General features: G+C 70.2%; 15 protein-coding genes. 8 read left to right on the top strand and 7 right to left on the bottom strand.

Annotation, left to right across the window (positions count from 1 at the left end):
- Positions 1 to 74 precede the first annotated feature (74 nt).
- Positions 75 to 647, bottom strand: a complete 573-nt coding sequence (locus BM430_RS05690; RefSeq protein ID WP_093566259.1) for a type 1 glutamine amidotransferase domain-containing protein — start codon at positions 645 to 647, stop codon at positions 75 to 77.
- A 138-nt stretch (positions 648 to 785) separates the two neighbouring features.
- On the opposite strand from BM430_RS05690, the gene BM430_RS05685 reads away from it, so the two are divergent.
- Positions 786 to 1007: a hypothetical protein gene (locus BM430_RS05685; protein ID WP_093566257.1), complete on the top strand. Its 222-nt coding sequence runs from the start codon at positions 786 to 788 to the stop codon at positions 1005 to 1007.
- Positions 1008 to 1048: 41 nt separating this feature from the next.
- Here BM430_RS05685 and BM430_RS05680 read toward each other — a convergent pair whose 3' ends face one another.
- A complete protein-coding gene (locus BM430_RS05680) occupies positions 1049 to 1435 on the bottom strand; it encodes a hypothetical protein (RefSeq protein WP_093566255.1) in 387 nt (128 codons plus the stop codon).
- Positions 1436 to 1606: 171 nt separating this feature from the next.
- Between BM430_RS05680 and BM430_RS05675 the strand changes: the two genes are divergently transcribed.
- The 4 genes from BM430_RS05675 (at position 1607) to BM430_RS05660 (ending at position 3074) form a co-directional block, all read left to right on the top strand.
- On the top strand, positions 1607 to 1987 hold the full coding sequence (locus tag BM430_RS05675; protein ID WP_244539341.1) for a DUF6496 domain-containing protein: 381 nt from the start codon (positions 1607 to 1609) through the stop codon (positions 1985 to 1987).
- A gap of 25 nt (positions 1988 to 2012) precedes the next feature.
- Positions 2013 to 2219, top strand: coding sequence for a hypothetical protein (locus BM430_RS05670; protein ID WP_093566252.1), 207 nt, complete (start codon positions 2013 to 2015; stop codon positions 2217 to 2219).
- Positions 2220 to 2447: 228 nt separating this feature from the next.
- Positions 2448 to 2660 (top strand): cold-shock protein, encoded by a 213-nt coding sequence (locus BM430_RS05665; protein WP_048429112.1) that lies wholly within the window; start codon positions 2448 to 2450, stop codon positions 2658 to 2660.
- A 186-nt stretch (positions 2661 to 2846) separates the two neighbouring features.
- Positions 2847 to 3074 carry an AsnC family transcriptional regulator gene (locus tag BM430_RS05660; protein ID WP_093566250.1) on the top strand — a complete coding sequence of 76 codons (228 nt, stop codon included), beginning with the start codon at positions 2847 to 2849 and terminating at the stop codon, positions 3072 to 3074.
- Between the two features lie 109 nt (positions 3075 to 3183).
- Here the strand turns inward: BM430_RS05660 and BM430_RS05655 are convergent, their stop codons facing one another.
- The 3 genes from BM430_RS05655 to BM430_RS05645 form a co-directional block, all read right to left on the bottom strand.
- On the bottom strand, positions 3184 to 4053 hold the full coding sequence (locus BM430_RS05655) for a 3'-5' exonuclease (RefSeq protein ID WP_093566423.1): 870 nt from the start codon (positions 4051 to 4053) through the stop codon (positions 3184 to 3186).
- A 32-nt stretch (positions 4054 to 4085) separates the two neighbouring features.
- A complete protein-coding gene (ligA, locus tag BM430_RS05650) occupies positions 4086 to 6566 on the bottom strand; it encodes an NAD-dependent DNA ligase LigA (protein ID WP_093566249.1) in 2481 nt (826 codons plus the stop codon).
- Positions 6567 to 6678: 112 nt separating this feature from the next.
- On the bottom strand, positions 6679 to 7845 hold the full coding sequence (locus BM430_RS05645; RefSeq protein WP_177302950.1) for an MFS transporter: 1167 nt from the start codon (positions 7843 to 7845) through the stop codon (positions 6679 to 6681).
- A gap of 80 nt (positions 7846 to 7925) precedes the next feature.
- Between BM430_RS05645 and BM430_RS05640 the strand changes: the two genes are divergently transcribed.
- The 3 genes from BM430_RS05640 to BM430_RS05630 all read left to right on the top strand — a co-directional run bounded on the left by BM430_RS05640 (position 7926) and on the right by BM430_RS05630 (position 9044).
- Entirely contained in the window at positions 7926 to 8273 is a 348-nt protein-coding gene (locus BM430_RS05640; RefSeq protein WP_093566422.1) for a MerR family transcriptional regulator, read from the top strand.
- A 227-nt stretch (positions 8274 to 8500) separates the two neighbouring features.
- Positions 8501 to 8794, top strand: a complete 294-nt coding sequence (locus tag BM430_RS05635; protein ID WP_093566246.1) for a BrnT family toxin — start codon at positions 8501 to 8503, stop codon at positions 8792 to 8794.
- Complete coding sequence (locus BM430_RS05630; RefSeq protein WP_093566245.1) at positions 8775 to 9044, top strand: CopG family antitoxin; 270 nt, start codon at positions 8775 to 8777, stop codon at positions 9042 to 9044. The genes BM430_RS05635 and BM430_RS05630 overlap by 20 nt, the downstream gene beginning before the upstream one ends.
- A gap of 593 nt (positions 9045 to 9637) precedes the next feature.
- Here BM430_RS05630 and BM430_RS05620 read toward each other — a convergent pair.
- Positions 9638 to 10690, bottom strand: coding sequence for an acyltransferase family protein (locus tag BM430_RS05620; protein ID WP_093566243.1), 1053 nt, complete (start codon positions 10688 to 10690; stop codon positions 9638 to 9640).
- Positions 10684 to 11589, bottom strand: coding sequence for a glycosyltransferase family 2 protein (locus BM430_RS05615; RefSeq protein WP_093566241.1), 906 nt, complete (start codon positions 11587 to 11589; stop codon positions 10684 to 10686). Before BM430_RS05615 ends, BM430_RS05620 begins: the two co-directional genes overlap by 7 nt.
- Positions 11590 to 11596: the final 7 nt, after the last annotated feature.

Here is an 11596-nt window from a genome sequence, read left to right as displayed (position 1 = left end):
CCCAGACGGGAGAGGGGATCCCGCGCCTTATCTTGATAATTATTTTATTGATCCCGCCACCAGTGAGCATTCGATTACGCCGCGGCGCGGTCGTGGCGGCCCTCCTGGATCTCCTCGATGATCTTGGCCGAGAAGGCGTCGAGGTCGCCCGGGTTGCGGCTGGTCACGATGCCCTTGTCGGTGACCACGGGAAGGTCGTGCCACTCGGCGCCGGCATTGATCACGTCGGTCTTGATCGAGGCGAACGAAGTCATCTTGCGGCCCTTGGCGGCGCCGACCTCGACCAGCAGCCAGGGCGCGTGGCAGATCGCGGCCACCACTTTGCCGGCGGACAGGAAGCTGCGCAGGATCTCCAGTGCCTTCGGCTCCAGGCGCAGCTTGTCCGGGTTGATCTGCCCGCCGGGGAGCACCAGGGCATCGTAGGCGGACGCGTCGATGCTCTCGATGTCGGCATCGACCTTGACCGGACGGCCCCAGTCGGTCTCGTCCCAGCCGCGGATGCTGTCGGGCGTCCGGCGGGATTTCGGCGCCGCCACCGTCACCTGCGCGCCGGCCTCGCCGAGCTTGGCCTTCGGCACTTCGAGCTCGGATTGCTCGAAGCCGTCGGTCGCCATGATGAGGATCTTGGCCTGCTTGATGTCGGGCATCGGGTCTTACTCCAAGGGGGTTCTAATGCCCTGGCAACGACCCTGGGTAACGCCGGTTCCGGGACCCTGCCCCGACGGAACCGCACCGCGCCGGGCGGTTTAAACCCTCATACCCGCACCCTCAGAGGAGGCACGACCATGGCCAATCCAGGCCTGCCCGGCCACGAGCCGACCCCCGGCGGCGGCATTCCCGGCGACATCCCGCCCCCGGTCGCCCCCGACGAATTGCCCGATACCGGCCCGACCGGCCCGCGCTCGCCCTACCCGGTCAACGACCCGGGCATCACCGACCCGACCGGGCCGGGCTCCGAGCCGGACTACCTGCCGGGCGGTCCGACCAACCCGGGCATTCGCATCTGACGATAACCGAAGGGCGCCCCGACCGGGCGCCCTTCTCGCATTCAGTGCCCGCCGTGCGAGCTGCGCACGTCGCGCGGGGCGTTGAGGATCTCGTTGAGGGAGGTGGCGACGTGCCGCGCCTCCTCGTCGGTGAGGCGGAGCTGGAACGGCGGCAGCCCGCCGGCCTGAAGCGCCACCACCGCCTGGCCCTGCTCGTCGGTGCCGACCTCGATCGCCGGCGAGGTCACGTCCAGCAGAGCCGCATCCTCGTCGCCGAGGTCGTCGGCATCGCCCTCGTCCGGCTCGTGCATGACCGTCAGGAGCTGGCCCACCGCGCGCACGAGGGCGCGGGCCGCGCTGGCATCCATGATGACCGCGGTCGCCTGGTCGTCCTTCTGGAACGAGAGCTGGATGTTGGAACCTTCGAGGGAAACCGAGATACCCGCCATGGAGCGTCCGACACTGTACGATGTCGCCCGTATATGGGAGCAATCTGCCGGAGGCGACAGGGAATTCCACGCACACCCGGCCTGCAAGGCCCGAAACGCCGAGGCCTTCCGCGGCGTTGATCCCGTGATGAAACGGGCGCGCGAGCGCCCCGGCACGAGCGGATGACGACCATGGCCGCGCGCAAGAGCACCAGGACGACCGGCACCAGGACGACCGGCACCAAGACCACCGGCAACCGGACCACGGAGGCCCAGAAGGGCACGATCGCCCGAGTGATGCACGAGTTCAAGGAGGGCGAGCTGGAGCGCAGCGACGGCGAGCCGGTGACCGACCACCGGCAGGCCATCGCCATCGCGCTGCGCGAGGCCGGCGCCTCGAACCGGGAGAGCCCGGCCGACAACCGGTCGAATTTCCGCCGCACCCGGGCCAAGGAGCGCGACACGCGGTCCCATGCGACCCGTGCCGCGCTCTACGACGAGGCGAAGCGCCGCGACGTCAAGGGGCGCTCCCGCATGACCCGGGGCGAACTCGAGCAGGCGCTCAACCGTTAGGGCGGCTCATTGCAGGAGACCGCGCATGACCTCGAAGCAGCCGAAGACCACGACGCCCACCGACGCCGACCTGAAGGGCAATCCCGGCATCGGCAGCTCGAAGGGCATGACGATCTCCGGCGGCGACCCGGAGGACCTCGCCGGCGCGAACACCGACGAGGGCGACGTCGCGAACGACACCACGCCGGAGGGCGGGATCGATCCCAACCAGCGCGGGCGCAGCCACCCCTGACACGCGCTCCGCGAGCCGATCTTGGGGCTCCTGCCTTGTTCCGGCCAGACTGGGTTCCTACATGGGTCTCAGCGGCAACGGGCGGGTGGCCCGGGCGATCACGCCCCGCAGGGCTCCGAGAGCTCTGTGCACACGAGTTCCCTCCCGGATACATTGGCGCCGTCGCGCCGCGCTGCTCTCGACCCGAGGGCGGCCCGCTGCGACTTCTAACGAGACGAGGACGACCGCGTGAATACTGGTACTGTCAAGTGGTTCAACGACCAGAAGGGCTTCGGCTTCATCCAGCCGGATAACGGGGGCAAGGACGTCTTCGTCCACATCTCCGCGGTGGAGCGGGCTGGCCTGCGCGGCCTCGTCGAGGGCCAGAAGGTCTCCTACGAGCTGCAGGCCGACCGGCGCGACAGCACGAAGATGTCGGCCGTGAACCTGCAGGTCGCCTGAGGGCGGCCCTTCGGCCCGGGTTTACGTGGCCTTAACGATAACACCGTTAAGGTTACGGAACCTTGGCCGCACTGGAGCGTTCTAAGCCTGCGGGCTCAGACCACGCTCCGCCGGCGGCCATCTGGCCGCCTGCCACGCACAGTCGCTCCGACGAGGAGCGCCGCAACGATAGAAGAAAAGACATCCATGTTGTTCGAGTTCACCCGGCGCGACGGCGCGCCGTCCGTCTTCAATGACGGCACGACTTTCCACGTCGACCAGATCAGCCGCTTCGGCGACGGCAAACGCCCGATCGACGTCAGCCACCTGATCGACAAGAGCTACGGCTACCACTCCTCCCGCGAGCTGCGCTGGCACCTCGCCGAGCGCTTCGGCCTGACGCCGAATGCCGTGGCCGTTCGCGAGACCCACTGAGGTTTCGCGGGCTTCATAGACCGCCGTCACCGTACGAGGCGGGCCGCGCGCGAGCGCGGACCCGCCTTTGTCGTGTCTGGGGTGTGGCGAGAGGCCGGGACGGTGCCGCTCACCCGATCCGCAACAACCCCGCCAGCGCCGCCACGTCCCCCGGATTGTCCGACAGGAGCGCGTCGATCTCGCCGTTCGCGAGCGCCCGGACGTGGCGGCAATCCGGCCGGAACCGTGCCCCGGCGCAGGAGCAGCGCAGGCGCGGGCCGTCGCGTCCCTCGATCAGCCGCACGTCGTAGGGCGTGCCGGTGCTGCCGCGCACGACGAAGTGCAGGAGTGGCGCGCGGGTGCGGCTCGGCGCCACGCCGCGCAGGGCCCGGGCGGCGATCCCGTCGGGCGCCCGCCCGCCCTCCCCGGCCCGCTCGCGGAGGAGGCCGTGTCCCTTGGCAAGGCTCGCGATGTCGGGCGCGCCGGCCTCCCGCATCACCGCGAGCGCGATCTCCGCGCAGGCATAGGCGTCCTCGCCGGCATCGTGGTGGCGGAACGTCACGCCGATCCGGGCGGCGAGCGCCGAGAGCCGGTAGGTGCCCTGTCCCTGCCCGCCCTCCCCCGGCCAGTGCCGGCGGGCGAGCTGCACCGTGCAGAGCGAGGCGTAGGCGGGCTGGGGCAGGCCGTAGGCCTGGAGCGTGGCGGCGAGCACCCCGACGTCGAAGCTGGCATTGTGCGCGAGCACCAGGCTGCCGGCGATCTCGGAGAGGTACGGCGCCATCACCTCGGGAAAGGCCGGCGCGCCGGCGACGTCCCGCGGGCGGATGCCGTGGACCCGGATGTTGCCGGGCGAGAAGCGCATCTCGGCCGGGCGGATCAGCCGCGATTCGCGCCGCACCACCCGCCCGCCCTCGATCCAGGCGAGCCCGACGGCGCAGGGGCTGTCGCGGCGCTCGTTGGCGGTCTCGAAGTCGATCGCGAGGGTGCGGGGGAAGGTCATTCCCGCGCTCTTCCCCGCGAAGGCGCCGAATTTCAGGCGGACGCCACCATCGCCAGCCACGCCTCCTCCGAGACGACCGTCACGCCGTGCTTCTCGGCATCCTTGAGCTTGCTGCCGGCGCCCGGCCCGGCCACCACGAGGTCGGTCTTGGCCGAGACCGAGCCCGAGACCTTGGCGCCGAGGCGCTCGGCCGTCGCCTTGGCCTCGCTGCGGGTCATCTTCTCCAGGGTGCCGGTGAACACCACGGTCTTGCCGCTGAAGGCCGCGGCTTGCGCAGGGAGCGCCGCTCGCTCGGTCGCGACCTCGGCCAGCAGCGCCTCCACCGCCGCGACGTTGTGGCCTTCCGAGAAGAACTGGATCAGCGAGGCGGTGGTGACCGCGCCGATCTCGCCGTCATCGGCGAGCGCCCGGTAGGCATCGCCGGGCACCTGGGTCGCGGCGCGCTCCACCGCCGCCCGCACGCCGGCGGCATCGCCGTAGGCCTCGATCAGGGATTCGCGCTGCGGCGTCGACAGGCGCGCCACCGCGCCGCCGGCGAGCAGGTCGGCCTCCGGCGCCTCGGCCGCCGCCGCGAGCAGCCGGTCGCGGGTGGTGGCGCCGACGCGGTCGAGGCTCGCCAGCGCGATCCAGTCCGTTCCCGGCTGGCAGGAGGCCGCGGCAGCGACGCCCGCCATCAGGGCCGGCATATCCGAAAAGTGCTTGGCCAGCGCCTTGGCGGTGGCCTCGCCGACCTGCTCGATGCCGAGCGCGAAGATGAACCGGTTGAGCGGGATCGTTCGCCGCGCCTCGACCCCCGCGAGGAGGTTCTTGATCGCCTTGTCCTCGTCGTCCTTCTTCTTGGCCGCCTTCTTGACCTCCTTGCCGGCGGCGAGCGCCCGCTCGGCCGAGAGCGCCTGGCGCCGGGCGACCACCGCTTCCTTCAGGGGCTCGAAGTCGAGGCGAAAGAGGTCGGCGGGCTGGCGCACCAGGCCGGCCTCGAACAGGGTCTCGATGTAGGTCTCGCCGAAGCCCTCGATGTCGAAGGCGTTGCGCGAGACGAAGTGCTTCAGCCGCTCCTGGCCTTGCGCCGGGCAGATCAGGCCGCCGGTGCAGCGGCGCACCGCGTCGAGCTTGCCCGTGCGCGGGTTCAGGCCCCGCACCGCGTGGCTGCCGCAGGCCGGACAGGTCTCGGGGAAGCGATAGGGCACGGCGTCCTTCGGCCGGCGCTCCAGCACCACGTCGGCGACCTTCGGGATCACGTCGCCGGCGCGAAGCACCACCACCGTATCGCCGACGCGCACGTCCGAGCCCTGCGAGAGGTCGACGTCGTCGCGCAGGGTCTGGCCGGTCCAGATCGCCACGCCGCTGCGGATCGGCTGCCCGTCGGCATCGACGCCGTGGACGTAATCCTCGTTGTGGAGCGTCGCGTTCGACACCACGACGCCGCCGACCGTGACCGGCCGCAGCCGCGCCAGCGGGTTGAGCGAGCCGGTGCGCCCGACATTGATGTCGATCGCCTCGACCACGGTCGTGGCGCGCTGGGCCGGGAACTTGTGGGCGAGCGCCCAGCGCGGCGCCCGCGCCACGAAGCCGAGGCGGCGCTGGAGCGCGAAGGAATCGACCTTGTAGACGACGCCGTCGATGTCGTAGCCGAGCTCGGCCCGCCGCGCCTCGATCATCCGGTAATGGGCCAGCATCGCGGCCGCATCGATGCACAGGACCGTCAGCGGGTTCACCGGCAGGCCCCAGGACTTGAAGGCCTCGATCATCTCGAACTGCGACTCGGCCGGCGGCTCGGACATCTCGCCGGCGGCGTAGGCGAAGAAGCGCAAGGGACGCGAGGCGGTGATGCTGGAATCGAGCTGGCGCAGGGAGCCGGCGGCGGCGTTGCGCGGGTTGGCGAAGAGCGGCTTGCCGGCCGCCTCCTGGCGGGCGTTGATGCCGGCGAAATCGGCGTGCGACAGGTAGACCTCGCCCCGCACCTCGCAGATCGCCGGCCAGTCCCCGCCGGCCAGAACCTCCGGGATCTCCTTGATGGTGCGGACGTTGGCGGTCACGTCCTCGCCGACCTCGCCGTCGCCCCGGGTCGCCGCGGTGACGAGGCGCCCGTCCTCGTAGCGCAGCGACAGGGACAGCCCGTCGATCTTCGGCTCGGCCGTGAAGGCGACCGGCTCGCCCGCGGCGAGGCCGAGGAAGCGGCGCACCCGCTCGACGAACTCGCCGATCTCCTCGTCCGAGAAGGCGTTGCCGAGCGAGAGCATCGGCGCGGCGTGGCGCACCTTGGCGAACTTGTCCGACGCCTTGGCGCCGACGCTGGCCGAGGCCGCGCCGGTGCCGGCGAGATCGGGAAAGCGCGCCTCGATCGCCTCGAGTTCCCGGCGCAGGGCGTCGTATTCGGCATCCGAGATCGTCGGCGCATCCTCGCCGTGGTAGCGCCGGTCGTGCTCCGCGATCTCCGCCGAGAGGGCGGCATGGCGGCTCTGGGCGCTCTTCTGGTCGAGCTCGTCGAGGGCGGGGGCGCGGGTGGAGGGCATGGACGCTCGTGACGCGGGGCTCGGTGTTCGAGCTCGATTTAGGGCGCCCGGCGCGCGGTGGCGTCGGGTGCGGATCGAGACTTGTCATGCCCGCAGGTTGGCTCACATTCCGTTAACCCTGCTCGCGCACCGCCGCAGAGCGGCGCACCTTACGGGCGTTCAGGAGGTGAACGACCAGCGCCAGGGCCGCCACCAGAGCCGCGACGGGCCCCAGGGCACGGGCCGGCCAGAGCTGGATGACCCAGCCGCCGAGGAGACCTGCCACGCCGATGCCGAGATACAGGGCGGAGGCGTTCAGGGACACCAGGATCTGGCCGACCTGCGGCGTCGCGGAGAGCAGGCGATGCTGCTGCGCCGGCAGCAGCAGCCACCCCGCGCCGTTCCAGACCGCGACGCCGAAGAGTGCGCCCGGCAGCGTCGTCGCCACGGAGGGAAACACCGCGAGGATTCCCGTGACGACGATCAGGCTCGTCGCGACCGTGCGGTTCGCGCCCCACCGGTCGGCGAGCCAGCCGCTGAGCCCGTTGCCGATGGTCCCGGCGATGCCGAACGCGCACAGGACCAGGCTCAGGGTCCTCCCCTCGGCGTGCATCGTCTCGGCCAGGAGCGGGCCGATATAGGTGTAGACGGTGAAGCCCGCGGTCATCGCCAGGGTCGTGACGATCAGCGTTCCAGGGACCTGCGGCAGCCGCAGGGAGCGCACGCGCTCGCCGAGCGTGACCGTCGGCGGAGCCGGGAGCTCGGGAAGCTGGAGGGCGAGCCCTATGAGCGCCGCCACGCCGAGCCCCGTGACCAGCCAGAAGGCGGCGCGAAAGCCGCCGGCCTCGCCGAGCCACGTGCCGACCGGAACCCCGACGATGGTGGCGACCGTGATGCCGCCCATGACCACCGACAGGGCCCGCCCCCGGTGCGTCGGCCCCGCCAGGATCGCGGCGGAGACGGAGGCGCAGGGCGTATAGGCCGCCGACGCTATCGCCGCCACGACCCGGCCGGCCATCAGCATCGCGTAGCTCTCGGCCAGGGCCGCCATCGCGTTGCCGACGATGAAGACGGACAGGGCGAATAGCAGCAGCCTGCGGCGCGGCAGGTTCGCCGTCAGGGAGGCCAAGACGGGAGAGCTGATCGCGTAGACCACCGCGAAGACCGTGACCAGCTGACCGGCGGCGGCCACGCTCACGTCCAGCCGGCGACCGATATCCTGCAGGACACCGGCCACGATGAACCCGTCGGTGCCGATCGCAAGGGTACCGACTGCCAGAAGGGCGATTCTCGACCACATGCCGTCACTCCTTGAACCGGGCATGCGCCGACCGCTAAAGGGTGACAGCGCTGTCAGGGTCAAGCCGCGGCGGAGGGATGATGCAGATCGGCGAGTTGTCGCGTCGGACGGGGGTCAGCGTGCGGATGCTGCGCTACTACGAGCGGGAGCACCTGCTGCAACCGACGCGTCGCTCCTCCGGCTACCGCGATTACGACGAGGAGGATGTCCGCCTGGTCGAGCGGATCCGCGCGCTGAGTGCCGCCGGCCTCACCCTCGCGACCGCCCGGATCGTCCTGCCCTGCCTCGACGATCAGGGGCAGCGCTTCCAGGCCTGCAAGGAAGTTCGCCCGGCCCTGGAAAGAGAGATGCGGCGCATCGCCGAAAAAATCGCCACTCTGGAAACGAGCCGCCAGATCTTGACGGATTACCTCAGCGACGCGGGATGATCGACCTCGCGCGTCGCTTCATACGGTGCCGCGCGTGGCACCACGCGACCCGATGCGGGGCCACAAGCCGTGATCAGTGAGCGCCCACGATGGAGGGGCTGCAGCGTGGGGGCGGCGTCAGGCGCCGATCGAGTCTGTCGCGTCGGACCACACCTCCCATTTCGTTCATCCTTGCATCGCACCCATAACGTACATACGTTTGTGCACATGAACGTCAGGAGCGGCTTGTGCCGACAGGCGGGATCGAATGGGACGATGGCAATCGCGAGAAGTGCCAGAAGCACGGGGTCTCGATCGCCGAGATCGAAGCCGTCTTACGTGGCCGGCCGCGGATCGCGCCCGACTTAAAGCATTCGGCGGTGGAGCAACGCTTGATCGCCATCGGCCGTACGCCCGCCGGGCGGCCCCTTTTCATTGCCTTCACGGTCCGAAACCATGGCAGTGGACAGTCAATCAGGCCGATCAGCGCCCGCTACATGCACCGTAAGGAAGCGGAATCTTATGAACAGCAGGATTCCTGAATTCAAAACCGATACCGAAGCCGAGACATTTCTTGATCAGGATCTGTCCGATCTCGATTTCTCGCAATTCAAGCCTGTTCAGTTTGAATTTGCGCCGAAGACAGAGCGCGTAAACATGCGTCTGCCGAAGGATCTGCTCGATGCCGTCAAGGCTTCGGCTTCTCGGGAGGGCCTGCCGTACCAACGCTTCATCCGCCGAGTGCTCGAACATGCGGTTTCTCAGCCTCAGGAGAACAAGCCGGAGCCGTAAGAGATTGTTTGACTTGCAAAGATTGCACTGCGCGAAGATGATTTTTCCCACACGCGACCCCATCCTGATTTGCGACCAACGGGAGCCTCGAAGGAGGCCTCCAGTTGCCTCGGTGATATCTGGAGACCTCCTTCGAGGTCAGTCGATTTTCAATCGACTAACACCTCAGGATGAGGTTGTGGATGGGATAAGTTCTGCCGACCGGTCAAACAGGCTCTAAGTCGCCAGCGGCCGGCCGACTCAAAAGACCTTGACCGCCGATCACTCAATACGCACGCGAAGCCGCGGATGCAGGCTGTCGCGGGTGGTCACGTCAACCTCGGTCCCCAGTTGCTCCTTGAGGAAGAGCTTGATGCCGACGAGGTCGAAGCCGTTGAAGCGGCTCTTGGGGATCGTCGTCGATGAACAGGTCGAGTTTGCTGTCGGGCCGGGGACCGTCCCGGGCGGGCGGTCCGAACCGGGAGAGCGACGTCGCGCCCCGATCCCGCACGCTGTCGGCGTGTGCCTTGAGCTCGATGATCGCATCGTCGCGAGTCATGATGCCATGATACAGCGCGGCTCGACGCGAGGCCACAGGCTGCGATCACACGGGCTCAGGCCACCGCCTCCCGCTTCCCCATCAGCCGCGCCTTCCATCCCAGGGCCGGCCGCTCGACGAGGCGCCAGGACAGGGCCGCCACCGCCAGCGTCAGGACCAGCGACGGCGCGAGCAGCCACCACGCCGAGGCCGTCGGGAACAGGGCGTGCAGGCTCTGCTGCACAGGCCAGCCGTAGAGGTAGGTGCCGTAGGACAGGTCCGCCCGCGGATCGAGGGCCGGGTGGCGAACCGGGGGGGTGAGGCCGAGGCAGAGCACGCCGTAGGCCTCGGCGAGGAACAGCAGAGGCGCGTAGAGGGCGGTGCCGTGGGCGAGGCCCGCGAGGACGAGGAGCGCGAGCGCCAGCGGCCAGCTCAAGGGCGCCCGGTCGGCGTAGAGGAACAGGGCAGCGCCGGCCGAGAAGATCAGCGGCAAGCGCAAGCTCGTCTCGAGGGCCTTCGGCATCTCGCCGTCGCGCAGGCCCGCCGCCGCCAGCGCCACCGCCAGGCCGGCGACGAGGAGCGGCGCGAGCCAGCGCCGGCGCAGGGTGCCGAGCAGCCCCGCCGCTAGGAGGCCGAGATAGCACAGGACCTCGTATTTGAGCGTCCAGACCGTGCCCATCGGGAAGCGGAACGGGTTGTCGGAGAAGACGCCCGGTAGCGCCGCGTTGCTCTTGAAGGTGGTGAGCGTGCCCTGGACGAACCGCCACAGGCCGGGATCGGCCCAGTAGGCGGAGAGCGGCCGATCGGTCATCAGGCTGCCGAGGCCGAGCGCGACGGCGAGCGTCGCCGCCACCAGCCCCGGCACGATGCGCAACGCCCGCGCGACGACGTAGTCGCGGGGACCGCGCCGCATCAGGCTCATCGTGACGAGGAAGCCGGAGACGGCGAAGAAGCCGTTCACCGCGTGCTCGCCCAGCGTGTAGCCGGTCAGGCGCGTCAGCGGCTCGTCGAGGACGTGGCCGGTGGTGACGCTGAAGGCGTGCGAGACCACGACGAGGAGGGCGAGCGCCAGACGCACCGCCCCGAAGGCGTTGTGCAGCCGGGCGAGGCCGGCGGCGACCGTCACCATGCGCCGGCCTCCGGCTGAACGGCCGGATCCTGCGCCAACCCCTCCTCGGCGAGCGCGCTGCGGCCCTGCCGCGCCGCCCAGGCGCCGGCGACCGAGCCGCCGTAGCGCTCGATGCCCGAGCGGCGGAAGGCGAGCGCCGCCAGCAGCGCCTTCACGCCGTTTTTCGCCAGCATGCCGCCGGTCGGATCGGGCAGGCCGTACTTGCGCGAGACGTAGGCGCGCGACCAGGCCTGGTGCCAGCGCGAGCGGCGCACGCGTCCCCGCTCCGGCGCGCTCGAGGCGCCGCGGCCGTGGAGCGCCACCGCGCCGTGGACGTGGACCAGCGCCTTGCCCGCATCGGCGATGCGGCGGCAGAGGTCGTCGTCCTCGTAGAACAGGAAGATCTCGGGATCGAATCCGCCGAGGGCCAGGAACAGGTCGCGGCGCACCATCAGGCACGCACCGGACAGGAACGGCGCGCAGGCATCGCCCTCGGGCGGGTGGAGGCGCCCGCGCGGGTTGGTGAGGTAGGGCGCCAGCAGCGAGCGCGGCTGGTAGAAGAAGCGCCCGTCCGGCTCCACGATGCGGGGCGCGAACAGACCCGCATCCGGATAGGCCGCGGCCGCGGCGAGCAGCGCGTCGGCGGCGCCGGGCTGCAGCTCGACGTCCGGGTTGACGATCAGGGCGTATTCGGCCCGGCCCGCCGCCCAGATTCCGGCATTGTTGGCCCGGCCGTAGCCCTCGTTGCGGGGGAGCCGCAGCACCCGCGCCCCGAGGGAGGCGGCGAGATCCGCCGAGCCGTCGCGGCTCGCATTGTCGACGACGAGCGCCGGCACGTGCTCGCGGGCGAGCGCGGCGAGACAGGCCGGCAACACGCCGGCGCTGTCATGCGCGACGACGACCGCGACGAGACCGGGCACCGGCTCC

Source organism: Methylobacterium sp. 174MFSha1.1, from assembly GCF_900116815.1.
Taxonomy (GTDB): domain Bacteria; phylum Pseudomonadota; class Alphaproteobacteria; order Rhizobiales; family Beijerinckiaceae; genus Methylobacterium.
This window is presented reverse-complemented; position numbering and strand designations above follow the sequence as displayed.

Excerpts from the sequence above, each read along its gene's own strand:
- BM430_RS05690 (WP_093566259.1), bottom strand. The coding sequence starts at position 647 with ATGCCCGACATCAAGCAGGCCAAGATCCTCATCATGGCGACCGACGGC.
- BM430_RS05685 (WP_093566257.1), top strand. The coding sequence starts at position 786 with ATGGCCAATCCAGGCCTGCCCGGCCACGAGCCGACCCCCGGCGGCGGC.
- BM430_RS05680 (WP_093566255.1), bottom strand. The coding sequence starts at position 1,435 with ATGGCGGGTATCTCGGTTTCCCTCGAAGGTTCCAACATCCAGCTCTCG.
- BM430_RS05675 (WP_244539341.1), top strand. The coding sequence starts at position 1,607 with ATGGCCGCGCGCAAGAGCACCAGGACGACCGGCACCAGGACGACCGGC.
- BM430_RS05670 (WP_093566252.1), top strand. The coding sequence starts at position 2,013 with ATGACCTCGAAGCAGCCGAAGACCACGACGCCCACCGACGCCGACCTG.
- BM430_RS05660 (WP_093566250.1), top strand. The coding sequence starts at position 2,847 with ATGTTGTTCGAGTTCACCCGGCGCGACGGCGCGCCGTCCGTCTTCAAT.
- BM430_RS05655 (WP_093566423.1), bottom strand. The coding sequence starts at position 4,053 with ATGACCTTCCCCCGCACCCTCGCGATCGACTTCGAGACCGCCAACGAG.
- ligA (WP_093566249.1), bottom strand. The coding sequence starts at position 6,566 with ATGCCCTCCACCCGCGCCCCCGCCCTCGACGAGCTCGACCAGAAGAGC.
- BM430_RS05645 (WP_177302950.1), bottom strand. The coding sequence starts at position 7,845 with ATGTGGTCGAGAATCGCCCTTCTGGCAGTCGGTACCCTTGCGATCGGC.
- BM430_RS05640 (WP_093566422.1), top strand. The coding sequence starts at position 7,926 with ATGCAGATCGGCGAGTTGTCGCGTCGGACGGGGGTCAGCGTGCGGATG.
- BM430_RS05630 (WP_093566245.1), top strand. The coding sequence starts at position 8,775 with ATGAACAGCAGGATTCCTGAATTCAAAACCGATACCGAAGCCGAGACA.
- BM430_RS05620 (WP_093566243.1), bottom strand. The coding sequence starts at position 10,690 with ATGGTGACGGTCGCCGCCGGCCTCGCCCGGCTGCACAACGCCTTCGGG.